Source organism: Paenibacillus sp. sgz302114 (assembly GCF_056120345.1).
Genome location: NZ_JBVYOI010000005.1, coordinates 451803 through 477843, shown reverse-complemented (window position 1 = coordinate 477843; position 26041 = coordinate 451803). Strand labels below are relative to the sequence as shown.

General features: G+C 42.7%; 26 protein-coding genes and 1 pseudogene. 4 read left to right on the top strand and 23 right to left on the bottom strand.

Going from position 1 to position 26041, the window contains the following annotated elements:
- Positions 1-1059: 1059 nt before the first annotated feature.
- From AC0LWF_RS16525 to wrbA, 10 genes and pseudogenes are all read right to left on the bottom strand, one after another.
- Positions 1060-1288, bottom strand: a pseudogene (locus AC0LWF_RS16525) (immunity protein Imm33 domain-containing protein); the annotation flags it as partial.
- A gap of 46 nt (positions 1289-1334) precedes the next feature.
- Positions 1335-1601 carry a GNAT family N-acetyltransferase gene (locus AC0LWF_RS16520; protein ID WP_474652621.1) on the bottom strand — a complete coding sequence of 89 codons (267 nt, stop codon included), beginning with the start codon at positions 1599-1601 and terminating at the stop codon, positions 1335-1337.
- A 556-nt stretch (positions 1602-2157) separates the two neighbouring features.
- Positions 2158-2637 (bottom strand): hypothetical protein, encoded by a 480-nt coding sequence (locus AC0LWF_RS16515; protein ID WP_474652620.1) that lies wholly within the window; start codon positions 2635-2637, stop codon positions 2158-2160.
- Between the two features lie 459 nt (positions 2638-3096).
- On the bottom strand, positions 3097-3708 hold the full coding sequence (locus AC0LWF_RS16510; RefSeq protein ID WP_474652619.1) for a flavin reductase family protein: 612 nt from the start codon (positions 3706-3708) through the stop codon (positions 3097-3099).
- A 24-nt stretch (positions 3709-3732) separates the two neighbouring features.
- Positions 3733-4347: an alpha/beta hydrolase gene (locus AC0LWF_RS16505; protein ID WP_474652618.1), complete on the bottom strand. Its 615-nt coding sequence runs from the start codon at positions 4345-4347 to the stop codon at positions 3733-3735.
- Entirely contained in the window at positions 4347-5294 is a 948-nt protein-coding gene (locus AC0LWF_RS16500; RefSeq protein WP_474652617.1) for a ring-cleaving dioxygenase, read from the bottom strand. The genes AC0LWF_RS16505 and AC0LWF_RS16500 overlap by 1 nt, the downstream gene beginning before the upstream one ends.
- 99 nt (positions 5295-5393) lie before the next feature.
- Positions 5394-5792, bottom strand: a complete 399-nt coding sequence (locus AC0LWF_RS16495; RefSeq protein WP_474652616.1) for a DoxX family protein — start codon at positions 5790-5792, stop codon at positions 5394-5396.
- 80 nt (positions 5793-5872) lie between these two features.
- A complete protein-coding gene (locus tag AC0LWF_RS16490; protein ID WP_474652646.1) occupies positions 5873-6325 on the bottom strand; it encodes a MarR family winged helix-turn-helix transcriptional regulator in 453 nt (150 codons plus the stop codon).
- A gap of 75 nt (positions 6326-6400) precedes the next feature.
- Complete coding sequence (locus AC0LWF_RS16485; protein WP_474652615.1) at positions 6401-7177, bottom strand: hypothetical protein; 777 nt, start codon at positions 7175-7177, stop codon at positions 6401-6403.
- A 234-nt stretch (positions 7178-7411) separates the two neighbouring features.
- On the bottom strand, positions 7412-8029 hold the full coding sequence (gene wrbA, locus AC0LWF_RS16480) for an NAD(P)H:quinone oxidoreductase (RefSeq protein WP_474652614.1): 618 nt from the start codon (positions 8027-8029) through the stop codon (positions 7412-7414).
- A gap of 328 nt (positions 8030-8357) precedes the next feature.
- Here wrbA and AC0LWF_RS16475 point away from each other — a divergent pair, with 328 nt between their 5' ends.
- Positions 8358-8675 carry a spore germination protein gene (locus tag AC0LWF_RS16475; RefSeq protein ID WP_474652613.1) on the top strand — a complete coding sequence of 106 codons (318 nt, stop codon included), beginning with the start codon at positions 8358-8360 and terminating at the stop codon, positions 8673-8675.
- Here AC0LWF_RS16475 and AC0LWF_RS16470 read toward each other — a convergent pair.
- Positions 8631-9179, bottom strand: coding sequence for an alpha/beta fold hydrolase (locus AC0LWF_RS16470; protein WP_474652612.1), 549 nt, complete (start codon positions 9177-9179; stop codon positions 8631-8633). The genes AC0LWF_RS16475 and AC0LWF_RS16470 overlap by 45 nt on opposite strands.
- On the opposite strand from AC0LWF_RS16470, the gene AC0LWF_RS16465 reads away from it, so the two are divergent.
- Positions 9135-9977 (top strand): aldo/keto reductase, encoded by an 843-nt coding sequence (locus AC0LWF_RS16465; RefSeq protein WP_474652611.1) that lies wholly within the window; start codon positions 9135-9137, stop codon positions 9975-9977. The genes AC0LWF_RS16470 and AC0LWF_RS16465 overlap by 45 nt on opposite strands.
- Before the next feature lie 614 nt (positions 9978-10591).
- Complete coding sequence (locus AC0LWF_RS16460; RefSeq protein ID WP_474652610.1) at positions 10592-11620, top strand: zinc-binding alcohol dehydrogenase family protein; 1029 nt, start codon at positions 10592-10594, stop codon at positions 11618-11620.
- Positions 11621-12255: 635 nt separating this feature from the next.
- Here AC0LWF_RS16460 and AC0LWF_RS16455 read toward each other — a convergent pair.
- The 5 genes from AC0LWF_RS16455 to AC0LWF_RS16435 all read right to left on the bottom strand — a co-directional run bounded on the left by AC0LWF_RS16455 (position 12256) and on the right by AC0LWF_RS16435 (position 15782).
- Complete coding sequence (locus AC0LWF_RS16455; protein ID WP_474652609.1) at positions 12256-13176, bottom strand: aminoglycoside phosphotransferase family protein; 921 nt, start codon at positions 13174-13176, stop codon at positions 12256-12258.
- A 247-nt stretch (positions 13177-13423) separates the two neighbouring features.
- Complete coding sequence (locus AC0LWF_RS16450) at positions 13424-14254, bottom strand: PPK2 family polyphosphate kinase (RefSeq protein WP_474652608.1); 831 nt, start codon at positions 14252-14254, stop codon at positions 13424-13426.
- A 228-nt stretch (positions 14255-14482) separates the two neighbouring features.
- Complete coding sequence (locus AC0LWF_RS16445) at positions 14483-14908, bottom strand: SRPBCC family protein (protein ID WP_474652607.1); 426 nt, start codon at positions 14906-14908, stop codon at positions 14483-14485.
- Positions 14909-15109: 201 nt separating this feature from the next.
- The gene (locus AC0LWF_RS16440) at positions 15110-15376 is read right to left on the bottom strand and encodes a hypothetical protein (protein ID WP_474652606.1); all 267 of its coding nucleotides are present in this window, start codon (positions 15374-15376) and stop codon (positions 15110-15112) included.
- Positions 15377-15539: 163 nt separating this feature from the next.
- Entirely contained in the window at positions 15540-15782 is a 243-nt protein-coding gene (locus AC0LWF_RS16435) for a hypothetical protein (protein WP_474652605.1), read from the bottom strand.
- A 310-nt stretch (positions 15783-16092) separates the two neighbouring features.
- Between AC0LWF_RS16435 and AC0LWF_RS16430 the strand changes: the two genes are divergently transcribed.
- On the top strand, positions 16093-17577 hold the full coding sequence (locus tag AC0LWF_RS16430) for an RCC1 domain-containing protein (protein WP_474652604.1): 1485 nt from the start codon (positions 16093-16095) through the stop codon (positions 17575-17577).
- A gap of 168 nt (positions 17578-17745) precedes the next feature.
- On the opposite strand, the gene AC0LWF_RS16425 is transcribed toward AC0LWF_RS16430, so the two are convergent.
- From AC0LWF_RS16425 to AC0LWF_RS16395, 7 genes are all read right to left on the bottom strand, one after another.
- Positions 17746-18525 (bottom strand): hypothetical protein, encoded by a 780-nt coding sequence (locus tag AC0LWF_RS16425; protein ID WP_474652603.1) that lies wholly within the window; start codon positions 18523-18525, stop codon positions 17746-17748.
- Between the two features lie 686 nt (positions 18526-19211).
- The gene (locus AC0LWF_RS16420) at positions 19212-19757 is read right to left on the bottom strand and encodes a GNAT family N-acetyltransferase (RefSeq protein ID WP_474652602.1); all 546 of its coding nucleotides are present in this window, start codon (positions 19755-19757) and stop codon (positions 19212-19214) included.
- 573 nt (positions 19758-20330) lie between these two features.
- Positions 20331-21404, bottom strand: coding sequence for an AI-2E family transporter (locus tag AC0LWF_RS16415; protein ID WP_474652601.1), 1074 nt, complete (start codon positions 21402-21404; stop codon positions 20331-20333).
- Positions 21405-21445: 41 nt separating this feature from the next.
- On the bottom strand, positions 21446-22063 hold the full coding sequence (locus AC0LWF_RS16410) for a DUF1345 domain-containing protein (RefSeq protein ID WP_474652600.1): 618 nt from the start codon (positions 22061-22063) through the stop codon (positions 21446-21448).
- Positions 22064-22397: 334 nt separating this feature from the next.
- Positions 22398-23486 (bottom strand): Imm26 family immunity protein, encoded by a 1089-nt coding sequence (locus AC0LWF_RS16405; protein ID WP_474652599.1) that lies wholly within the window; start codon positions 23484-23486, stop codon positions 22398-22400.
- Between the two features lie 241 nt (positions 23487-23727).
- A complete protein-coding gene (locus AC0LWF_RS16400) occupies positions 23728-24108 on the bottom strand; it encodes a hypothetical protein (protein WP_474652598.1) in 381 nt (126 codons plus the stop codon).
- Positions 24109-24132: 24 nt separating this feature from the next.
- Positions 24133-25605 (bottom strand): FTR1 family protein, encoded by a 1473-nt coding sequence (locus tag AC0LWF_RS16395; protein WP_474652597.1) that lies wholly within the window; start codon positions 25603-25605, stop codon positions 24133-24135.
- Positions 25606-26041 lie beyond the last annotated feature (436 nt).

Here is a 26041-nt window from a genome sequence, read left to right as displayed (position 1 = left end):
GAATTTGGACTAAGCAACCAACACAAGAAAAACCTTCCAAATTACTTTCGGAGGGTTCTTTATCTTGCTCAGATTCTAGTATAGCAGTAATTTTTCGAGCTTCTAATGAAAAATGTTGACAAGATATTAGCTGGTTTAGCTGAACAAAATCAGCAGATCTGAGTGATCGCTGCCTATTTCCCGCAGCCTGTTCTTTGTAAAGCTATCCGTATCCGTTAACTATATGAGGCCTTCATCGCTCAGCGCTTCATGAGGCTAGGCCGTTGAATATATAGAGAGGACTAACCAAAACAACAAAAAAAGCATTCCGCATTAAGGGAACGCTCTTATCTTAGGTGGATTATTGCTAATTCACCGATTGAACCGTTATTTCGTCGTCCATATGAACACCATTTATACCGTCATCTTGCACTCGGTTGGTTTCTTGCACCTTCCCGTTCGACGAAAAAATACGACTGTAATCTACCCCATAGACTTTTATGCTGACAAACAAAGCAAGGAACGCAAGCATAAAGGTAATAATGAATATCTCGAATAATTGGTTTAGTGTTCTTACGTCTCCCCTGTTGTCGATAATTCTCCCTCCCTTCACGACGAACGGACACCATCCAAAAAAATAACCCGCTATATAGGTTTTACAGCTGACTATACTGCATCAACTGCCTTTTATATCAATTCCATCCTGCAGGAATAGTAATCTTCTTATGTTTAGCATAGCGTTTATACCAACTTAGATTCTTGTTACGTTGTAACATACGTTTCAAGCCTTCGATTAGCAATCTTGATCTCAATTCATCCTGTCGGTTTAGTAATTGTAATCTTTTTATGAGCTGCTCTTCCAAGATATCATCTCCCATTCTGTATGAAGTAATAGAGAAGTGGAAATCAAGCCTAATAGCCTAACTACATTATAAGAATAGAAACAGAAAAAGATTGTCGAATTAACCTGTTGAAAGAATGCTAATTTAGTCGATGTCCTTAGCGATTATTTTTGAACAAAAAAACCACCTCGCGTAAAGGTGGTGGTTTGAACTATCGTATCCGTTAGTTCAACACTCAATCTTCTATTAATGTCGGGTCATACCAAACATCCTCATAATCATTCGTAATTAAAAATCTCCAACCGGGTGATAATCCCAGATATTTTTAATATATGGGCTCCATTCATCAATGTGTTCTACGTGTAATGAAATAAAAAAATCAGGGCTTCACCTGCCCATATGTACCAACCAGTTGTATCTGATTCTGGATTTATGCGGAAACCATTGATAGGAAAGACGTTTTCTCTCCCATAACATAATCTGTTATTCAGCTATCGTGTCCCGTTAGTTGAATTAAACCAACTCTGAAATAAACATAGGCGTGGCCCCATCCTCTTTGGAAAAGCCACATTTATGATAAAAATCGACTGCACTCTGATAAGAAATTAGTACTTTCGTTTTGCATCCTTTATATCTATCAAGCATAATATCCATCATTTTCTTACCTATTCCTTCACCCTGATAACTCGGATTGATTAGCATATAATGAAAATATACTGTTAAAACACCATCGGACAGAGCATTTACTAGACCGACGAGCTTATCTCCATCCCAAGCCACAACAATCGAATGCGATCCTTTAATCGCTTGTATAAGTTCGTTTGGATGGTTTCCTGATTCCCACTTTACCGAAAGAAATAACTCTTGAAGTACCTCCTTAGTGATAAACCTCAATATTCGAAGCGTAACGTATACTCATCTCACTACCAGCTTTCATCGGAGTTTGTCTCTAGGATACAATTTTCTTCCTCTAGGTCAGTTTACCGTTAAATAGGTATGCGGATAATGGAGTATTTGAAGAAAATCTTGTATTTATGTGCATAACTGCCCCGTTACTTCAATGAAAAAGCAGACCACCGTTGTGATCTGCTCAGTTCAACTATTGTTCTCCGATAGTTCAATATAAAACGATATTAATCGTTATATGATAACTAAGTCACGCTTACGGATACTCCTCAGTTTCCTGCTTCGTTCTGATCGACGCCTCAGCTAACATTTATCTTCGGGGACATTCTCAAAGCAGATTTCTAGGTTCTTTTGGAGTTACGTCATGTCCGTTCGGGGAAATTAGGCAGATCATGCAGCTGAGAAAGGGGACACCGAAGCGTGGGCGTAATCACCGTGATTGGACTAGCAAGGCTTTTGATGTAAAGAAAGCTAAGCTCTCTAAGCTCCACTCTAGTGATTGGTTCAAGACTTGCATGAATACCGTTTCGTAAGCTGTGGGAATTACCCAGACCGTTTTATCTTGAAGGATCGACTTAGGAAGTCGATAAGCATTTTTCCAGAGGTATTCCTCCGTGTTGTCCTCCTGAGCATCGATGCAAAGAACGAGTCGAATATTACCGAGTACATTAAATTGATGACTGTATCCTGATGGTTTAGAAGTCGACCAACGGATTGATTCCACTTGTTCAACTTTAAGCCATTTTTTTAAGCCCTTATGATTCACTAGCTGGACCCGATCAAGTTTAATGTTTTCCTTGTTCAATTGGAAATCAGCTATCTCCAAGGCATGCGATTTGCTTTTGGCGGTAACGAGAAAAGAAACAGTTACATTCATCGTTGCATTTGTAACCCTATCATGCTTCATCATAGTTTGGAAAACAAACTCCTTTGGTTTCAATTTTCAATCCAGGATTCATTGTACTGAATTGGAGCTGAGAAGTTTGTTATACCATGACCGATCTTTATGAGATGTTTTGTCAGAAAAGGTGGAAGATACGATAATCCGCCCCTTGTAAATAACCGCATCAAAAGCTCGTCAAGGTCGAACACGCGTGACATCAAGGTGCATCCGTAGCAGTGGTCGGCCGTTTGAATTGGCGACGTAGATCTTCTGCTCGTCCATTGGTAAAAGAGGAAGCAGCGATTCGCATTCGCTGCTTCCTCTTATTAAATGAAGATTGAAACTAAATTAATATGCTGCTCTTCTAGCCTGTTCCACGCAACTCTTCTTGTTTTGTTTCTCAGATGCCGTTAAGCATCTTTCTCTCTCTTTTTCTGGAAAGCTCATTAATTCTGTTAAGTATGTGCAGCATAATGACCAACTCCGTTATTGCGGACGTTCGATGGAAAATACGCTGCCCAGGGTTGAATAGAAATTTCCCGCCATCCGGCTGACAGGTTCCAGCTTCTTCGCATCGATTCTCCCATCCTCTAGAATCTCTTCCGAGATATGAAATCGAACCACACGCGCGATTAACAGATCGCACCCCGGTGTTCCACCTGCTCCACCAAGCTCTAACGCCTGTTCCAGCACACATTCCATTCTGATCTTGGACTCTACAATCCCCGGAACTTTCACTGCTTCACTATCAATTGGCGTGAGCCTTGCTAATGCCACTTCGCTATCATCAGGAGGTAAACTCGCTGCAGTTTGATTAATGGCCTCGACATTAGACTCATCCACGATATGAATAACAAGCTCGCCGTTTGCAATCGCATTTCGTGCTGTGTCCTTCATCTCGCCATCTTTACGCTGAACAGCTACCGATAACAGCGGTGGGTTGCTAGAGACGATTGAGAAATAACTGAACGGTGCTCCGTTTAATACTTCTTGCTGCGAAAGTGTAGTTACGAAAGCGATGGGACGCGGAACGATACTACCGATAAGGAGCTTATAATTATCTCGATCACCTTGAGCTGCCGGATCTATAGAGATCATATTCTCCCTCACTTTGAGCATTATTTATGAATTTGCAACATGTTCTTGAAACCACTTCGTGGCCGCTTCGACCTCGGAAGCGGTGAGTTGGTGACCGTAATTCTCCCAATGAACGGAAACATCGGCACCAGCTTCTCCAAGCAGTTGCTGCAATTCTTCTGTTTCACTTGGCGAACAGATCGGGTCGTTCGTACCGGCACCGATGAATATCGGAGTACCAGATAAATCGGGCAGCTCTTTTCCGCGAAGCGGAACCATTGGATGATGTAAGATGGCACCTTTGAAAGCATCCCGATAATGGAACAGAAGACTTCCGGCGATGTTAGCACCATTCGAGTACCCGACAGCCACGAAGGTGCTGCGGTCTATACCATACTGAGCTGCAGCTTCATCCAGGAAATCGTAAAGCTCTTTTGTACGGAATACAAGATCCTCTTCATCGAAGATGCCTTCCGCCAAACGTCGGAAGAAACGTGGCATCCCATTCTCCAAGATGTTACCGCGAATGCTTAGCAAGGAAGAATCGGGAGAGATCCTTTTCCCAAGCGAAATCAAGTCTCTCTCCGTTCCGCCCGTACCGTGCATTAGCACTAAGGTTGCAGCGTTTGGTGATGAACCTTGTTCGAAAATATGTCTCATTACTTACCAACCTCCAACTCACGTACTTGAATCGGATGTAGATTTGCTTCAATCTGCTCACGTTTAGATTCAAACCAAGATGGCAGCATCAATTTCTCACCCAGAGCATCGGCAGCCTCATCATTAGCAAATCCCGGTGGATCCGTAGCGATCTCGAACAGAATGCCGCCGGCTTCCCGGAAATAGATCGCGTTGAAGTATTGTCGGTCAATAATTTGAGTCGGCTGATAACCGAAATTCAATACTTCAGTTTGCCACTGCGCATGTTCTTCGAAATCCTTCGCTCTCCAAGCAATATGGTGCACTGTGCCTGCCCCACCTGCTCCCCACTCCATATCGGCTACCGGCACATCGATGATGTTTCCGATATCTGCAGATGTTTGATAACGCGCATATCCTTGATCCTCACCGATTTGCTTCATGCCCAAAATATGCTCAAGGGCGTGTCTCGTTTGCGCCGATTTGGTACTAAACAGCACGGCACCTCCAAAGCCTTTAATCGCTTTATCGGTAGGAATTCCGCCAAAGGACCATTCATTGTGCGTTCCTGCAACACGCTCCACGATTTCAAGCTGCAGCCCCTCGTTATCAGAGAACTGGAGATATTCCTCAGAGAAACGAGTCACCTTCTTTGTTTCAATCCCGAAGCCTCTCAAACGAGCTTCCCAGAAACTGAGCGCACCAACAGGAACGACATAAGTGGTAATCCCCACTTGCCCGCCGCCAACCTTTCCCTTGCGGGAATTCGGCCATGGGAAGAACGTGATGATGGTGCCCGGTGTACCAGCCTTGTCACCGAAATATAAATGATATACATCAGGAGCGTCGAAGTTAATCGTCTTTTTCACAAGGCGAAGGCCCAGTGTACCTGCGTAGAAATCGACATTTGCCTGCGGATCTCTTGCAAAGGCAGTAATATGGTGAATACCAGCAGTTTGCATTGACATAGATAATCACTCCTATAGAAATAATTTTAGTAAGTTCACGATCTGAGCTATTTCTGTTAGTATTCCGTCATTTTCTCGAAAATAATGAGGCGATTTCGTTTAGTTAATCAGTGCATCTAGCGAGTATGCGCCTGCACCGGCAAAAGATACACCGATCACAACAACGAGAACGACAAGCGGGTATTCATAACCGTTAGCCGTTACCCAAAGCCCGTTCTTGCCATGCACTTTAACGATGGCTCCCAGCATTGTTAAGGCAATAAGTGCCGCTGCCAGTGGAGTGAATAATCCTGCTGCGAAGAATGCGCCTCCGACTAATTCCATAAGCCCTGCCGCAACAGCCATCAGTACGCCCGGTCTCATGCCGATCGATTCCATCCATCCTCCTGTTCCTTTCAGACCATAACCGCCAAACCAACCAAATAATTTCTGTGCACCGTGTCCAATAAACAACAATCCAATCACTACGCGAATCATTAACAATGCTAATGCTATCATTTTCATCTACCTCCATTTATTTTGGTTTTAATATTCTTTAATTTAAGATACTTGATAAAAAAAGGCGATTCTTGAAGCTGCTAACTTTCTACGCCTTTTCCTAATTTCTTCAGGAGCTCAATGAGGGTCAACTTTTCTTCATGGGATAAACTTTGTGACATCAAATGTATGGAAGCAGCATGCTTGGGAAAAATGTCACCAAACAAGTCGCTCCCAGCTGTTGTAATTTCCGCAAAGATGACTCTTCGATCTTCTTCACATGGGACCCGCTTGAGAAGCCCTTTTTTCTCCAGCTTATCGATGTTATAAGTGATGCTTCCGCTGGTGACTAGGATCTTCTCGCCAATTTGCTGTAGGGGAATCCGCCCCTTCGTGTACAGCACTTCAAGAATCGTAAATTCAGAAGATGACAGCTCGTATTGCTTCATATCTTTTATTGCTCGATCCATAACTGTTCTATAAGCTTTGGAAAGAACAACGAATGCTTTAAGCGAAACCGCCTGCTCGTCATCGATTTGGAATGACACTGCAATCACCCCCCTAATTTATTTTAGAATTAATTATCTTAAATTAAAGATAATATATTTTTATGTTAATGTCAACTCATATTAATTCACATCTTTAATCCCCTGAAAGAGGGACAGGCTAGTCCCGAAGTAGCGGATTTCCCGAACCTTGTTGAACTTATATGCGATGGCGTAACCTGGGTGCCCCATCTCCGCTTGATACAAATCAAATGCATCCGCATTCGATCTCAGCTTATTAGGCTGGCCAATCTTACCAATGACATCTTTTCGGCTGCTGACTCCAATTTTCAGTCCATTTACCGAACCGGGGAATTGGCCAACCAAAGCGGGTTTATAAAAGCTGTTCAATGTCTTCAAGGCTTTCGCCGCATCCTCTGTGCTCAATTGACGCATGTGCCCCATCACTTTTTGGGTGTCGGCATGAACGGATGTTGCAAGGAAAAGGCCTGAGAGCATCGCGATTATGACAATCTTGGAAGTATGTACCCGACTATAAAAAGAATTCAGCGACTCTCGCGGCACAATTGCACCGGAAGAGGCAAGCTGCGTCGAAAGCATGATCATGTTTAGAAATATGCCGATATTACCGAGCACAATAAGGAACATTTGGGCGAAGAACATGAACGTAAGCAGTACGACTGTCCCCCGAGCAAATGAATCATCGTCGTACTTGCGAGTCCAATGAGTACGGCAGCGATAACGTTGAGGAACACTCTGGCACCGAATGCATTCCATCTTCCGAACTGCCGGGATACGATATTGACGGAGCATCATCGGAATCATCTGGTTCTGCATGCCGTCGACCTTGTTCGACGTCTGTACGTCGGACGTGACGCGCTCTGCTAGCCCTTGCGCCATAGTTCCCGCTTGGTCAGCCGAGAGATTGGGGCTCACCTGAGTTTAGCAAGATCATCATAACTTATTGCAACGTAACCTTTTTCTTGGATAAGTTTTAGCGCCAGGTTAATGATTTGTGTTTTTCTGTCATGGAACCCTACTAACTTACCAGTAAGTGAAAAGTCAATTCTATCTCCATTATTCAATCGCATCATAAAAATGACCGACTTTGGATGATGTCGGTCATTAAATCCTTTATTTTGTTCCCTGTTTGACCCATTCAGCAACGGTAACTACACGTTTAGCTTGATGAGCTACGGCTTTTTGGAAAGCTTCAATATCCCCTACAATATTGTTATTTTGGTCAACCGAAACGCTGGTTCCGTATGGATTTCCGCCAGCAGCAAAAAGGGATGGATCTGTGTATCCCGGAGCAACAACTATTGCTCCCCAATGATACATAGTCGTGTATAACTGCAGAATTGTTTGCTCTTGACCTCCGTGAGCATTTTGAGCAGATGTCATCGCGCTAACAACTTTGTTTACTGTTTTACCGTGGAACCAAATACCGCCTGTGGTATCTAGAAATTGTTTCATTTGGGAAGCAATGTTTCCGAACCGTGTTGGCGTGCTAAAAATTATGGCATCCGCCCATACAATGTCATCTGGAGTTGCAACCTGAATATGGTTTGTTTCTTCAACATGGGCCTTCCATGCAGAATTTCCTTCTATAACGGATTGTGGCGCAAGCTCTTGCACCTTGAGCAGCTTTACCTCTGCTCCAGCTGTCCGACCCGCTTCAGCAGCCCATTGAGCTAATTTATAGTTTGTTCCGGTGGTGCTGTAATAAACAATCGCAAGATTAATTGACATCGGATAGTTATGCTCCTTATAACGTTATTTTCAATAAATATTTCCCCGAATGCTCGATGGTTATTCATTTTGCTTGTATTGTGGTCCTTCTAGGGTAAATTACGTAAATTGCATTTTTATCCGAATAAATAAAAGCCTAAACACAAAATACTAAAAAAAGGAAGAAAGGAGGAATACTTCCAAGGTGAACGTGGATGCTAAAAATCTTGAACAATTGCTCACAATGTCCCAGCAGTCCAGTGATTTCGTTCAGAATACGCTCGTTCACCGAACCTCCATTACATATGAGTGCGCTGCAAAATCATAATCGAGTAGAGAACTTCACAGTTTGGAGGACATAATAGCTTTCCTGCCCATTGATGGAATCGGAATCACCGACAAAATCGATGTCATACAATCCAAGCTGCTGAAGGGACACGCCATTGTTCAATGGAAAGAGCATGATTCAATATGCGCATTAGTTCCGTTGGAAAGCAAAGATGGCGTGCGCAAGACCAATGAGACCGAGAATGAGTTCAGCATTCCAGGACCGAAAGTCGGGTTTGTGGAAGATCTGAACATAAACCTTCATCTGCTTGGTTCGCAATTGAACGTCCCGGGTCTACCTCTCTCGTGGAAGCATGGCAATATTATTTTTATCAAATAAATCTGCCCTCAAACTAAGCTCACGTATTCGGTTTCGGGTATGTTCTTTTTCTATACCACTCATCGTATTCACTATTGCACGCAAGTTAGTATATTCTTCTCTTTCATCAATGCTCATTTCTTTAAGTCTATTAACACGATAATCGACATGCCATGCGGGATTAATCCCTGTTCCCGATATGTAAATTATTGCTTTAACCTGAGAATTATATTTGGCGGCATACGCTAGCGCAAATGACGCTCCCCAAGAATGTCCGCACACAATCCAGCTGTCTATTCCTAAATGAATCCTTAAATGTTCTAAATCTTCTATAAACGTCTCTACATCATAGTGTCCTCTTTTCTCAGACCTCCCCGTGTATAAGCACCACAGGTATACCCTAACCCTGCGTGATATGCCAGAGTGAATAGCACGGGGCGCTGCGGGAAAAATATTGTAAAAAAATAAGGGGGTGGGCGCATGGTAACCCTTCCTGATGGGACGTCTTTGCCCAGAATCGGTCAAGGTACGTGGTATATGGGGGATGAGCCGTCCAAGAAAAATGAAGAGCTTCGCACGTTAAGACGCGGTGTGGAGCTTGGATTGAACCTGATCGATTCGGCTGAAATGTATGGCGACGGCAGATCCGAGTCCTTGGTTGGAGAAGCGATCGAAGGGATACGAGATCAAGTGTTTCTGGTATCCAAAGTGTACCCGCACAACGCGGGACTGAATCGCATCGCCGGCAGCTGCGAACAAAGCTTGAAGCGGTTAAAGACGGACCGCCTCGACCTTTATCTTCTTCACTGGAGAGGAAGCATTCCTCTAAGCGAAACGGTAGAAGCGATGGAGCAGTTGGTCGAAGCGGGGAAAATTTTGCGATGGGGCGTCTCGAACCTGGACACGGACGATATGAAAGAACTGTTCGACGCGGCACGAGGGACGCATTGCATGGTCGATCAGGTGCTGTATCATCTCGGTTCCCGCGGCGTAGAATACGACCTGCTTCCTTGGTTGAGAGAGCGAAAAATCCCGATGATGGCCTACAGTCCGCTCGCCCAGGCGGGTACTTTACGAAGAGGGTTGGTTGAGCATCCAGCGGTTAAGGAGATTGCCGATCGACATGAAGTGAAGCCGCTTCAGATTCTCTTGGCTTGGTGCATTAGAAGCGGTGACGTGATTGCCATTCCTAAGGCGTCGACAGCAGCGCATGTCGAAGAGAATGCGGAGGCAGAACGGATTAAGCTTACCGAGGAAGACTTGGGGATGTTGGATGAGGCGTTCCCCAAACCGACAAGAAAGGTTCCGCTCGACATTATTTAAGAAAGCCTTCACATGAAAGTTCCCGCAGGTTAGACTTGTTTGATGGATTTCCGAATTTCAAACCCGCTGCTTTTCCGTCAGATTCGACAAATGTAGCACATCTCTCCATGTTCTCTCTTCTAGTACATGCGGCACGATGAGCGGAGGAGCAGCGGCTATTCTTTATTCCAGGGATTATCGATATATCTTGGTTTATGTATGTACGGATTTTTCCTTCTGTTGAACGCCCTCGCGGGCAAGCTTGCCAATAGCGAATAATCCTCAAGCAAGGAACGATGCTTTCGCATGTTCGCTTTCCTCAAGATCGAACAAGGTACCTCTCACATCCATAATTTCTTGAATTAGATTCTGTTAATTCACCATCATATTTCCATAGATATTCTCCATTATCCTGCCAGATAGTTGAACAGGTTGCCGGCATTCTGGCTACCTGTTCGTCATGATGCTATCGTTATCCGTTAGCGCAATTAATTACTAGCATATTATATGGTTAGAAATAAGCATGTGATATTCCCTCTTCTCCGTATGGTTCCCCGCGCTGTTTGTAACGGCTAACAGTATTTTAATCATTATTTTACAAAGGGTATACTAGTAAGGAAAGGATGTGGTTTATTATGGCTACAATGAAGGCGGTAGGACTAACCCGATACCTTCCAATTGAAAATCCAGAAAGCTTAGTAGATGTAGTTGTGGAGAAACCAATTGCGACGGGTCGTGACATTTTGGTCAAAGTTATCGCCATATCGGTCAATCCGGTTGACACTAAGGTACGTGCGCCTAAAGACAGAGTTGAAGAAGTTCCTAAAATATTAGGTTGGGATGTTGCAGGAATTGTTGAAGAGGCGGGACCGGACTGCTCGTTGTTCCGTCCGGGGGATGAAGTTTTTTATGCGGGCAGCATTGCACGACAAGGCGGAAACAGTGAATACCATCTGGTTGACGAACGGATTGTAGGGCGCAAGCCAACTTCCTTGAATTTCGCGGAAGCGGCAGCTCTTCCTTTAACCTCTATCACAGCTTGGGAAGCATTATTTACCCGAATGTCGATTTCTCAAGATTCGGGCGCCAACGAAGAAAAATCCCTGCTGATCATCGGGGCAGCTGGGGGTGTAGGGTCCATTGCCATCCAGCTTGCAAAACAAGCGGGGCTCATTGTAATCGGGACTGCTTCCCGGCCGGAAACCGTCGATTGGGTTAAATCAATGGGCGCCGACTATACCATTAATCACCATGACCCGCTCCTTCCGCAGCTTGAAGCAATTGGGTTTTCAAGCGTTCCGTATATTTTCTGCCTGAATGCTTTGGAAAAACACTGGGCCGGCATCAGCGAAGCCGTTTCTCCCCAAGGAGTCGTTTGCGCAATTGATGATCCTACCTCTCCGCTCAACCTCAAATTGCTTAAGCAAAAAAGCGCCACCTTCGTGTGGGAGTTTATGTTTACGCGCTCGCTTTATGAAACGGATGATATGATCGAGCAACACTTGCTGCTCAATCTGATAGCTGATGCTGTGGATCATCAAAAATTGAAGACAACGCTCGCCGAAGTACTTGGACCGATCTCAGCAGAGCATCTTCGCCAAGCCCACAAGCTATTGGAGAGCAATAGGACGATTGGCAAGGTTGTTCTAGAGAATTTTGTTTAAACACCTGTTCTTGGAAAGCACACAATAGAATTCCCTTGCCCAATAAGCAGGTGATACGTTTATTCGCAAGAAGAAATAATTTAGAGCCGACTGCTGTTTGTAGTCGGCTTCAATTTTGCAATAAGAAAACTTGAAAATATTTATGATACGGTTCTTCATATCATGTTTGAAGCGAATTTTTTAAGTACCCTTGAAAGGGTTCCATATATTGGGCAAGGGATTTGAATATGACTGTCCAAAACGCCTTTTCTGTTCTCCCACTTCGTTAAACAAACGGCCAGTTTTTTCTTCCTTTTACGAGGGATAGTTCAACCAACTTGTCTTGTCTGTAACTCCCCAGAATGTGACACCCGAAATTAAATCCCGGTGTATTATTTTAGAAGAAATTCAAATATTCTTTGTACCTTGTGCCTGCTTATCCAGCATTTCTGACGTTGGCTCGGTGTAGCGAATCACTTTTGTTGTCTTATAATAAAGTTGTTTAAAACATCCGCGATAAAAGCAATAAAACCGGCCTAAGTGGCGGGCCGGATAAGAAATAAAGTTGTTTAAAATCGTATTGAACTATCGTGCCCGTTAGTTTAATAACTGTTTCAGTTGGATAGAAATTCACTTTTAATGTTTCTAAGGTAACTTCATCGTATGTCTTTAAGTAATCTTTCAGAGGCAATAATGTTATCAATAATAAACTGCGATTCATCCAATGTTTCTCCACGTATCAAATCAGAACAAAGCAATACAACATTGTCGACAAATAAGCATTGAAGCAAAATATTAGATGGTAGTTGTAACCGTTCTTCCAATTTTGCGACAAGGTCAAAGATTGCATTATCTTTCCCACCTGTTAAGTTATCTTTAAACTCAAGCATAATAAATCTTGATACATCAAAAACTGGGTCACCTATATATCCATCTGGATCAATAATAAGATAATTTCCATCTTGTGTTAATAGAATATTCTCTTGATGTAAATCACCATGTAATAATTTCTTGTCCTTGTACTTCGAACAAACTGAATGAAATACTACTTTTGCCTTATCAACAACTCCAAAAAACTCTTTACAGTCTTCTCTTGTCTGAATGTATCCGAATTTACTATTTATCACATCTTGAAATGTCAAAAACCTATTCGCATTATTAGGTACAACATGCAAATTTTCAAATAGTGAGGCAAATATATTAATTCTTTTTTCTTGACTCTCATTCTCTAAAAGAGTATTACCTGGCATTATCCTTTGCTCCAAAATCACGTTATATGTAAGGTCAGCACCAAATACTTCACATACGTTTCTTCCTGCAAACTCACATAAACAGTTATATTCATTTTCTAATGACCGATAACCAATTTTTAGTGCTGCATCACCATATATATCAGAATAGCAAGTAAATACACAATTTTGAGAGTAGTATGGTATCAACTGAATATTTGTCAAATGCCACTTTGAACTGAATATTTTCAATACTTCCAGTAATCTTCCCACAAAAGCCTCGTTCCATCTTTTGCTTATATGTGCCATTTGTTGTTCTGTAAAGTTATAGTTAAACTTGATTGTCATATCCCTATATCTTCCCTTCCCCAAACATTTAAAATTCCAAACAACCCTCACTAAATTATAACATAGGGTTGCGTTAATCTACCCGTTAGCTGAAAAAGGCATCCGATCATTTTTGAGTCCTTTATCAGGCAACAATGCAACCTCTGTCTTTTGGAGAGGGTTAGAAGTTGTCTCCATAAAAAAAACCGCGTGAAACGCGGATTTAATTGTATATATATTTTTTTAAGGTTCTCCACGCAGCCTGTAACTATTGGGACAGGGAGGCGTTGGATTGAAGTTGCTCGAGAAGCTTCTGTGTCTCGATGTCCGGTTCTGGATATGAAAGGTCCAGCTTCTCCAAAGAACTTAATATAGTCCGGAGCACCAAGTAGTCGCGGAACCATCGCTCATTGGCTGGGACGATATGCCACGGAGCGTGATTGGTTGCCGTATATCGGAAGGCATCTTCGTATGCGTCAATGTATGAATCCCAGTAATGCCGCTCGTTGAGATCGCTTGGATCGAATTTCCATAGCTTCTCCGGGTTGGTCAGCCGCTCGCGAATTTTCTCGAGCTGAAATTCAGGCGAAATATGCAGGAAAATTTTGATCAGCAGCACGCCATTGTTCGTTAGCAGCTTCTCGAAATGCCGTATATGCTTCATCCGAGTTGCTGCTTCCTCGTCCTGTATCACGCCGTGCACCCGGGTAATGAGCACATCCTCATAATAAGAACGATTAAATGCGGTAATATAGCCTTTGGCCGGGACAACCTTATGCGTTCTCCATAAGAAGTCATGAGCAGACTCTTCAAGAGTCGGTTTCTTAAAACTCTCCGCTCGAAAGCCCTGAGGATTCAGGTTGGACAGTACCTTCTTGATGACGCCGTCCTTCCCGCTGCAATCCATTCCTTGAAACAAAATGAGCACGCCATTCGTCTTCGAAGCAAACAACTTGTCCTGCAGTTTGCGAAGCTTCCGTTCCATGTGCTCGAACTCATCTTGAATCTCTTCTTTGCTTACAAAGCCGCCTGTATCGTTCGGATCGAAGTGGCTCAGACCGCGCTTGACTGCTTTGGTCAGCCGATAGTTTTTCAACATAAGACACCTCCTCAAACTCTTCTTTCATTCTCGACAAATCCCATACGTACAAAAATTGAATCGTGGGGTGCATTTTTTAGATAATTATCCCACAATTTGTACGTAGGTATTCAGCAATTTGTTGCGCTAAACTGTTGGATATGGAACAGAACAATCGAAGATCGATTGTCTATCATATCCTATCCTGTATGTTAAAAACGTCGCCCTAATGGGCGCCTCGATTTATTTTTATTTTGCTTCCGTATATCGTTTGAAACTATCCATAATCGCTTGCCAGCCCGCCTTTTGGAATTCAACGGGGTGAGTGCTCTCGGGATCGAAGATTTCAACGACCTTAGTGGTCTCACCTTGATCCACGAACGTAATATCCACTTTCCGTCCATCTCCCAATGTGTAGGCAATCGTCTCATGCAGCTTCACTTCGTCGTAAATTCCGCTAAAATCAAAACCCATGCTGCCATCCTTCGCTTCCATCCTTGTCAGGAATTTGCCGCCGACCTGCAAGTCGTTCTCCGCTCTTGGCGCATGCCATTCCTCGGAAGGTTGATTCCACTTCGTAATGTGTTCCGGCTCGGTCCAATAGCTCCATACTTTTGCTACAGGAGCTTGAACGACGGTCTCTACGGTTACTTTCGTTGGATTGCTTGTTTCCATTTTAAAGGACACCTCTTTACGGGAATTTTGTTTTCTCACTAAAATATAGACGAGAATCAATCTCGAATTCATCGGTCGATTTGTTCCGGAAGCCCTAATCGGGAAATTAATTTTGCATTTATGAAATTTTGAACATGGTATATCCGATTATCTTTCATTTCAATCACGTGAATGCCCCAAGGCACCAGGATGGATGCCTCCTTACCCGGTACATACTGCGCCAGAGCGGGATAACCGCCATTCACTGTAGTTGGCAAAAATTTGGACCCCTTTCAATGCCAGCGCGTAAGCGCAAAAAAAGCGGCCTTCTCGTGTTGTATGACCGCAATCATCATGCTCACATCCCAGAACCTCTTCATAATATCTTTTCGATTTTGAAAGATTGGATACAAGTAACAAAGTTGGACCCGTGTTTATTGTTCTCTTTACCTCTTGTTCAAAAGCCGCTCCTAATTGGTTGATTAACATTGTCAGTTCCTCCTCATCTATGAAAAGAACTTGCATGTTTATGTTAGTTGAGAAAACGGCAGCCATTATGTGAACTGCACCTCCAACCGTTAGATGATGTCTAACAATTGGGGCGCAGTTCAATGCCGGCTGCCGTTTCTTCTTGTTTATTGAACTATTCTCATTATTTGTCGCGTTTAACAAATCGCGATATTATAAATGCATTTACACACCAAGCAATAACGCCCAATAAGATCAAACCTACAATAACTGTAACAAATATATTGATAATTCCTTTAACCGCATCGCCTTCTATAGCTCCAAGCATTACTAGTACCATTAATAGAAGAAATCCTAAAATAATATACGCCAACCCATTGCCCAAAATCATTAAAAGGTTCTTTTTCGTAAACTTAAACTTATTCACAACGATTTACCTCCGATTTTAGCGTCTAATTAACGAATTTAAGATATATCCTTTATCCCTTCGGCTACCATTGTTGAAATCTAATTTCCTATTCATATAGTATACCATGACAGATTGAGAGATCGTCCATAGAAATCTACTTCATCGCCCAGAACTTCACCTATCACATACGAATGAGCAGTACAGTGCGCTATTCTCTAAATACTGCTATCAATAACATAAATAGGATTCGATTTCGTGATCAATATACAGCAACAAATTGACTCTATGAGACGTATAAGTAATGGTTATTATCCGATGGGGGTTTATCATGTACAAGCACAACTTTAAATTACTAAGACTAATCTTACTCATTATTGCTTTTTTCGTTCTATTATTACCAGTTGTTGAGGCGAGAGCATCAGAACCTAATATCGAAGTCAGTGCGGATGATGTGCGCTATTTAGTGGCTACCCAAATCGAGGCTGGTGCTGAATCAGCTTATGCGATTGACAAGGAAGGTACAGTATGGGGATGGGGCGGAGGTTATGGAGCTCTGGGACATGGGGCAACCACGCCAGCCTTTCTGCCCGTACGCATCCATATTGATCATGTTCGACAAATCTCAAGCGGTTATCGGCACACACTCTTTTTGAAAGAGGATGGAACGGTATTGGCAGTCGGTGGCAATGAACATGGGCAACTCGGCAATGGCCAGATAAGCAAAGGAGAAAAGCTATTTACTGATCCGATGCAAGTACCAGGACTGACGGACGTCATTCAAGTGGCTGCTGGAGATAATCACAGTCTCGCAGTCAGAAGTGACGGCACAGTTTGGGCATGGGGAGGAAATGAGCACGGCCAGCTTGGAAACGATACACGGGAGAATGGGCTGAAGCCGAGACTGGTTAGTGGCTTGCCAAAGGTTCAAAGTGTCGCTGCGGGTCAATATACATCAATAGCACTTGGTGAAAGAGGCGACGTTTGGGTATGGGGCTTACAGGCTTACAACAAGAATGATATCCAGCATGGATTTATTCGCAAACCGACCCCAATTTCTGGAGACAATAAGTATCACGCAATAGCTGCTGACTCTACGCTGGGAGCCGCCTTGGATAGTTATGGAAATGCATGGGTGTGGGAAAATTATAGCGCTAATGCTGGGAGTGTGGCAACAAATCTTCAACCACAACGGATTCCAAATATTAGCAATATTATTTCATTCACGGTTCGATCAGCGGTAGATGCGAAAGGAAATGCTTATAAGTGGAAAATTGTTCCCGGTAAATATCTAGAGGTTTCTGTTCTTCCGCTACCTGTTAACCAGGCAAAAGCGATTACTGAGGGCAGCCGTAATCTTTATGTACTGATGAACGACGGCAGTATTTATTCAAAAGGATTTAATCAATTCGGGCAATTAGGACGTGGTACACTCGATATTGAAGATGGTCAATATAAGCCGATTCGGAAAGCGGCATCAATCATTTTGAACGGCAACAGCATTGAACCAACCGTTCCGCCGCTCATATTGAACGGCGTAAGCTACATCCCATTACGAGGAGTTCTTGAGGCAATGGGCGTGAGTATCCGTTGGGATATCCCAACCAGATCCGTCATTGCGATGAAGAATAATAAACGTATCGTCTTTAATACGGTAAGCGGTCAAACAACCGTCAATGGGCAAACCATTCAACTGAAAGAAAAGCCTGTCTATGCACATGAAAGCTTGCTCGTCCCTCTTCGATTTGTGTCCGAAATTGTAGGCGCCAAAGTTATATGGAATGCTGCAGATTATAAGGTGGAAATCACTGTTTAATAACTTTAATTTTATTAATGCTGCTGCTAACTATTCATCCCGTTACTTCAATGAGAACCGGCAGCTGAGCATGAAGCCAGCTGCCAGTTGTTTTCTCATAAGGACAATAGTAAATCTCCTCAACCCAAGAAACCTCTAAATTTTCATCCCGGTCTTTTTCCGAAGTTCTTAGGAATCAGCTAAAATTCTTCCACCATTCACAACCAGCCACTCCCCGGTCTCCCAATCAGAAAGCTCAATGCTAGTCGGTTTATAGTAGAGATCAAACCGGATGCCCATCTCCCGTTCCCAGGGATGACGTATAAAAAGTGATCGAAAAATCTCGTCCAGCCCAGGGATTACGAATCCTATCGGTTCTGGGAAAAGGTTCTCTTGCTCTTCTCTCGTTAGATCTGTTTCTAATGCAAATTGGAAAACGGGAATATTCGTGTGCGTATCGTAAACGAGCTCAAACTTTGGCGTGCGTTTGATTGTGAAATTAGTAATATCAGTCGCGAATTCCTCTTCATCCGCAGGTATGATGAACGGCCAGTCCTCGCCCGGATAGCGATATAGCGTTGCTCTTTTTGCTAGTTCCAACAGCATGCCCTTCCATTTCAAAGGCGGCATTGATGCTGCTGGAATGTTTACGCCTGCATGATCCATACCAATAAGCCTACCTTCAAGACACAGGTAAAGCTGTTCGATAGAAATCGCTTCTTCCTGCACCGATACCAATTGATCAACAGCATAGCCAAGAGGGATTGAGTTTTCCGAGTCCGTTATATTGCTCCAAGAGACAGTTGGCAATGCTACTTTCTCCCACCGAAATGCGATTCTAGGCAGAACATTACTACCTAGCCTAGTTGTAGGAATTTCCCTCAGGATATTGCTAAAATGAGCACCCCACTCTCGCTCTTCCTCGGTGTTCTGAGGAAAAACAAATGCAAGTTCATGAATCCTGTCCATTTATACATTCCCTCCCATTTCTGGCCCATTGCAAATTATTTATCCTCTGAGTACCTACTGATTTGAAGAATATATTAACGAATCTATTGTGGTGGTTGAAAAACGTCAAACATGTTTCCAAAAGGATCGTAAAACGTAAAGAAGCTTCCATGCCCTTCCACAACGATAGGACTTACCTTGGTATCGAGTAATGAGAGAAAATTATGGAATCCTTGAATGTCCTTAACACGAAATCCGATGGTGTAATGGTCTTGGCCATTTACCTTGAATGTAGCTGTAGTATCATCATTTGTCCTGACTAAAAACAAACTAGGTCCCATGGAGAAATCTACAAAAGCAAGTTCATCGTTAAGTAGACCTAGTTTTGCACCCAGTTATCCACAATACCAATCAACCGCCTTTTCCAAATCGAAAACAGGGATCTCTGTGTATTGAATTCCTTGAATGAATACGTTACTTGCGGGTTGATTGTTCATATTCTGAATCGTTTGGTTACTCCTCCTTGGTTTGTTTTTAGATCCGGTCGCTGGCGAGCATCTGGGACCCATAAACATCATACCAAGGAGTCTTTTTATTTCTCAAACCTCGTATTTCTTCATAATAGGAATGCTGCCCGTTAGTGCAACGAAGGGCTACCGACTGGTAGCCCTCTTGATACTGAGATCTCGTGTCCCATTAGTGAAGTTTCATTCTACATATTTTTCTAAAATGAAGATCACTTCTCTTGGATTATTGTATCTACGTCTTAGTTCTTCTCTTCGTAAAATCCCGCTTTCATAATCATCTGCTCGGACTCTCTCTATTTCCTCAAAACATGAATCTTTGACAACCAATTCCGTAGGTTTGAATCCATTTTTTAAATAAAAAGCCTCTGCTTTTGGATCTTCCGCTGAACCTACACTAATTTTATTATATTCTCTTTTTTTCACCGCTGTTTCAAAGATATGCAACATGTTTGATCCAAGCCCAGCTCTAGCGTATTTCTTTGTTTCATCCAGATTAACCGCGATCCCATTCAAATTAATGGCTGAGTCAATTCTCTTAGACGGACTCCCATAGCAAACTCCAACCACTTCATTACCATCCACCGTTACGAAGTACAAGTCAGGATCGCTCTTTACCCGTCGCACAAAATCCTCAAGGGTCTCCTTGTCCAAATACTCGCACTGAAATGCATGCGCTTTTTCATAATCCATTTGCTCAATCAATCTTAGTATCAGCTCTTTCCCCACTCGGCTCCCCCTGTCTCCTTTATTCATTGCAATTCCCCGCTTTGCGGACCAATTTATTTAAGTTATTCGAGAAGATAATTGAGCAATCCTGCCCGTTAACGGAACAGGCTGCCGATCAAATCGGCAGCCTGTTGTTAATCATGAGTGTTTACCTGGACTTGTTCAGTGTATGCCTCAAAAATGCCCTTATAATCAACAGTCTGATTGGACTGTATTAATTTTTTTCCACATCCGCCATCGTTTGAGCGGGAAAAGATTGGTTAATAACACCACCATTCGGAATATAAATGTTCACATGGTCGCCAACAGCATCCGCATCATAATCTTTGTAATTCGGCTTGACTCTCATGCGCTGCTTTAATCTGTCATACTGATCAGAAGCATCACGATCTTATCCATTGTCCGCTATCAATCAACAAATTAAGCAGGCTGGAGTAATCAGCGAAACAGTATGTATACGCATGACAGGGCAATACAAAATATTTCGCAAATCTCTCTGTTAATATCATTACTTGGTTAGCTGAATGGCCTTCATGGTTTGTAGAGCAGCTTTGGAGCGTCCACAATCGCCTATCACTTTTCATTTTGAATTTTGCTGATTATATAGAAGCGATAGAGATGGCTGCAAATAATTTTCAAGATAGCATAAGCGGGAATCGCGAGAAACATAGCCAGAAGTCCTCCGAAACTTCCAACCGTTATAAGCAATAAAATAATCATCAGAGGATGAACGTCTAGTTTTTTTCCCATGATTTGAGGCGAGAGGAAGTTGGCTTCAATTTGCTGAACGATGACCACAACGATCACCATTTTGATAAGCATGCCAGGAGAATGGATAAAGCTTACAACAATGCTTGGAATGACCCCGATAAATAAACCAACAAAAGGGATGATATTTAGTGCTGCAGCAGTGAGCGCCAGAATTAATGAATACTCAAGTCCGATGATCGTATACCCGACATAAATAAGCAAGCCAAGTATCAAACTAACCAAAATCTTTCCTTGTATATAAGCGCTTAAGGCGCTATCCATCTCCCGCAAAGTTTGAAGGCCTTCGTCATGTTGCTCAGCCGGCAACAAGCGAAGGATAACCCGTGGAACTTTTGCGCTCCCTTTTAATAAATAATACAAAATGAATGGCACCGTCGATAATAAAACAACAATTTGAGAAACAAACCCCAAAATTGTATTAAAAGCATTGCCCGTATTTGAAATAATGCTATTCGCATATTCCGATATTTTGGAAGGGAAATCAACTTGATTTGTATTCAATATCGACGACAACCAACTCATATGGCTGATTCGATCATTAACCATCTTAACGGTCTGCGGAAGATTTTCTATTAAATTGTTTATTTGATTCTGGATCAAGGGAACTATTGTCACACCTATTAAACAAATAAGCCCAAACAGCATCAGAAAAATCACAAGTATGCTTACCGATCGATTTATTCTTCTCCTGACCAGAAAGTTAACAAACGGTCTCAATAAATAATAAAAAACGCCTGCTAGAACAAAAGGCAAAAACAAGGTTCTAAAAATCACAACAAATGGATGGAAAAGATAGGTCACTTTTGTCAATAAATAAAGAATCAGCAAAACAACGATAGCGGCATAGCCATACCTAAAATACTTTCCTTGCGGCATATTTCAGACCACCTTTTCGATGTTATTAAATAAATTCTTGTTTATGCGATGTTGATTGCCCGCGCTGCGAGTACTGCCACAATTACAAGTGAGATGGACGCCTGCATCATCGTTAGAACTTTGGCCGTTTTCGACAGCACAAGCGTATCTGTTGGGCTAAACGCGGTGTTTGTGTTAAAAGCCAAAAACAAATAATCTAAAAAAGTTGGCCTCCAGGTTTTCAAATCCTCACGATCTGACGTCATTTGCGGAAAAAGAAAATCTGGTATTCGATCTTCCTTTTCATTTCTCGCTCTCGGCCCGCCGCAATCGATTTCCCAGTACCAGACGGAAAACACGAAAATATTGGTCACCCAAAGCACCAATGCGCTTCCGAACAACTCGCTTGCGCTTGCAACGTGTGTAAAAAGTTGATGCAAGATGATACCGACACTACTAATAAGTCCGAGCATTACCAAGCTGTTAGTAATGATCGCGAATGTTCGTGTCCACTCGTGGTGTCGCTTTAAAATGGAAATTATGAGCGGTACAACCATGCACCCGGCCAGGACTGGCAATGCCCAACTCTGCAAAACAGTCAGTTGTTCTGGCAGGTAACTAAGTAAGATTAAGATCACAATAATTACAGTAAAATAGCCCCATCTTGGATTTCGTTTCACGCACTTTTATCCCCTTTTTGTCGCGATTATGTTCGAGAGCTTGCCTAGTCTTTCGTACATGTAAAGGCCCATTAGTTGAACCTGATAAACGTATCCGTATAACGAACGAAATTAAAGAGATACCCCACTTGCCCATTGCAATTACCCCCATTGGAAGTCAACTTATAAATAGATATTCCCGTCCAAGTAGAGCAATCCTTCATTTTTTTCCAATACTGCAACATTACTGCACGTTACTTCAATGAAAACAAGGAGCATCTGCCGCTGGCAAACTGCTCCTTGTTTCGTTAAGCTATAGAACCCGTTAGCTGAATCGAGAAAAAGCTCACAGGATCTAGTTCACTCGATTACCTTCTTCCTTAAGTGACATTTTTACATTATTAATAAATAAATTTCCTTTCAAGGTCTTTTGTATGGTTTTCAATGCTGCATCCTTGTCAATAACATCGCAAAAAAGGATAATCTCACTATTGCCGATTTCACTGCCGGTACAGTCGCCGTTGTTCGTAAGTCGTAACTTCTTGTTCAGCGAATCCTCGATATGATACTTTCTTTCTATATCTTCCTCGGTGCCGAAACTGCCGCTTTCCAACTCGCATCGAATTGTGATGGTATGATACTGATCGGACTCCAATCGTTCGAACCCATCGGATATAAGCTGCATTTCTACATGATTGACAGCAGTTAGATCGGTGAATTGATCGAAAATGTCTAATTGCGTACTCTTTGGGCGTTTGCCCACATATCCCTCTTCGATAAGAAGTCTCCTATCACTTGCTGATAAGTGTACAAAATACGGTGGTTTTCCTTGCTCTTTCTTTATCATCATAACCTCGTGCCCATCCGGCGCAGCAGGAGGCTTGTCTAGAAAATCGCGTAGCGGCATACCTCCAGAATTGACTCTTGCATCCCATATACTGCCGTCAAATGACCTTCTCCCTAGATCTTTTTGTAACTTTCCGTTGATGAATCGTTCATTCGCGATCCATTCAAATCCTCCGGTACTTGTGGTCCAAGCACGCAAATTCGGTATTTTGTTATCTCCAGCTTGCATCTGTTCTTCAATGTTCGACGTTCGAACGAAAGTGCCATCGTAACGGAGAACGACCGGTCCTCTTTGATCAGAAATCACATAATCAGGAAGTACGATCATCGAAGTCTGAATCTCTTCGGTCCCAATAATTGTCCAGTTACCATTTTCGATATCGTAGTCCGCAAGATTAGCAATCGCCAGGATAGGCTTCTTCGCAATTTCATTTAACCGCGGTTGTTCGAACGAACCAAAATCAAATAAAACGTACAATAAATCACTATATTGTTCAGGACGAGGAGCTGCAATTTGTCCGAAACACTTTAATCCGTTCTCGAGTTTGAAAGTGAATATGTCGCCGACCTGCGGCTTTATTTTTTTCTTCCGGGCCATTTTAGAACCTCGCAGACTATTTTATTTCCTCGTATTGTAACCTTTTCATTAATCCGTTAAACTGCCCGTTAGTTGAACAAGGCAACCGATCGCTTTAGGCCAAACCTGCCCCTGTAGCGTGGAAAAGGCAGCCGGTTGATTTCGGCTGCCTCTTGGTGGTGATGTATAAAGCTAAAGTTGAATTTCGACCTCCAGCGAGGTGTACTTCAGTTCGATGCTGGCCTGCCAGTCGTCGATTACATTATTTGAGGCTTTGAACGAATTCGGTCAGCGTTTTATTCAGACTGTCGTTTAGTTGGCCTACGACTTTGAAGTCGATTTGACTTTCTTTTGAGGCGGCCACCTCCGGGTTCAAGCTTTCCTCGATCTCCGCGTAATAGTCCGAGTATTTATCTTTAAGGCCGTCTTCGAAAGTAGCCCAAGTTTCCTCCAACTTCGGTCCGATTTCTTTTACTTTCGCTTCGTTGCCGGCATCGATTTCTTTTTTTAGATCATTCGTAATGCTGATCAAATCATTCGCGCCTTTTTTTGCGGAGTCATCCTTTGATTTAGTACCGCATCCTGTGAGAGTAAGAGCAAGGACAAGAAACAAAGCAGTAAGCGTTGTTGAGAATCGTTTCATCGATGAATCCTCCATTTATATGTGTTATGTTGTTGCGATTAGGGCTTTGGCATTTTTTTTGCGAATGCGATTAATAATTAAGAAAACGATGGCAAACAAAGTGACAAGCACTTGAGGTGCCGCGCTTTGCCAAGACGGGTAAAAAGCAATAAAATCAATGCTCGGCAGCGATGATGAGTTGGAAACAGGTAGCATCCCCGCAAGCTGCAAGCTGTGAATGCCCAAGCCCATGAATTTGATGCACAAGTAAAAAACGATCAAGCTGGATACCATGAAAAACGGACGGATCGGCATTTTGACACCTACAAAGAGCATTAAAAACGCCAGGACAGCTAAAAATCCGAATCCGATCAACATCCCTAGAAACAGTAGATGAACGCTGATCTGATTGATCATGCCGATGATGAACAGTACCGTTTCAGTACCTTCACGGAACACAGCCAGGAACGAAAGAAGACCCAACGAGATCATCCGCCCCGTACTCATCGCGTTATCGGTTTTAGATTTAATGTAATTATTCCACTGCTTCATATTGGAGTTATTGTGCAGCCAGTAGCTCATGTAGAGAAGCATCGCTGCAGCGAAGACTCCCGTCCAGCCTGAAATGAGGAAGTTATTTTGGCCAAACGTACCTGATGAGAATACAACCTTAATTACGATTGCTAAAATGATGCTCAGAAACAAACCCGCCCCGACACCGGACAAGATCCATGTCTTGCCTGTTCCGTTTTTCGATTTTTTAACGAAAGCGAGAAGCGCGCCAACAACGAGTAATGCTTCTAATCCTTCCCGAATGGGAATCATGGCGGCATCCCAGTAAGTATAAGCGGATTTTTGGCTAAGCGGCGTCAGATAGACTATCATATCGCCAATAGTCTTCCCCGCATCATCGAATTTTTGATCCTTGATCATCGCTTGGATCACGACCAAATCACGTTCCGAGCTGTTATAGAGAGAAGCGGATTGCGCCACGACAACCCCCTCGACGCTTAACCAAGCCTCACGCGCCTTTGAAATCGCTTGGAGCGATTTTTGTTGATCCTGCGCAAGTACACTTTGTTTCGTTTGCTTCAATAGAACGATGAAATCGGCGAGCGAAATATCTTGCTGCTGCGTATCGTTCGATTTTCTATATTTACCGGCAATATAGTCCTCATTTACTTTCTTCAAGTCTTGAAGACCCTTTTCGACGTTTTTGGTTTTTTTGGTGATATAAGCATATTCGACCTGACCCATCTGGGATTCAATCTCCCGGTAAGCATCCAACGAATCTGCCTTAATGGTACCTTCCACATTAATCCATTGATTGCGATATTGGTCATATGCTTGTTTGGAGGATACCAAATCTATGCTCGCATTTTCTAAAGCTTTCTCAATGTAGACATTGAGCTTTGTCATATTTTCAAAACCGGCGCTCGAAGCAAACGACCTTTGAGGAACTACGAACACGAGTAAAACCAGGGTTAGTATCCCTGCCAACCAAAACCGACCACGCATGTATTACCCCACCTTAGCTGTAAATACGTTTAATAGAATGATAATCAATATTTCTTCACTTTCGGAAGTGTAACTGATTATCATTCTCAAGTCAATCTTTAAATCTAATTCTCGAAATGGATAAAAGACCTATTAGTTTTCAAGGTAGCCCTTCCCAGGATTAAGTTTTAATCTTAAGATAAAGCAAGAATTTATTTTTTCTCTGTTTATACGCTTTAATTGTTATGACAGCTGTTATGACAGTAGTAGATAAAATAATAAACCCACCCGATACAACCATCCCAGTACTGAATGACAGATTTATTAATGAGAACAAATATTTGAAGAAGATAAGGAATATAAAAACCATAAAGAATTACTTCACGGACGAAACGAATGTTCCGAGTGCTCTATTTTTAATCCAGTTACGTAATGGAACCATAGCACTCAACATTAC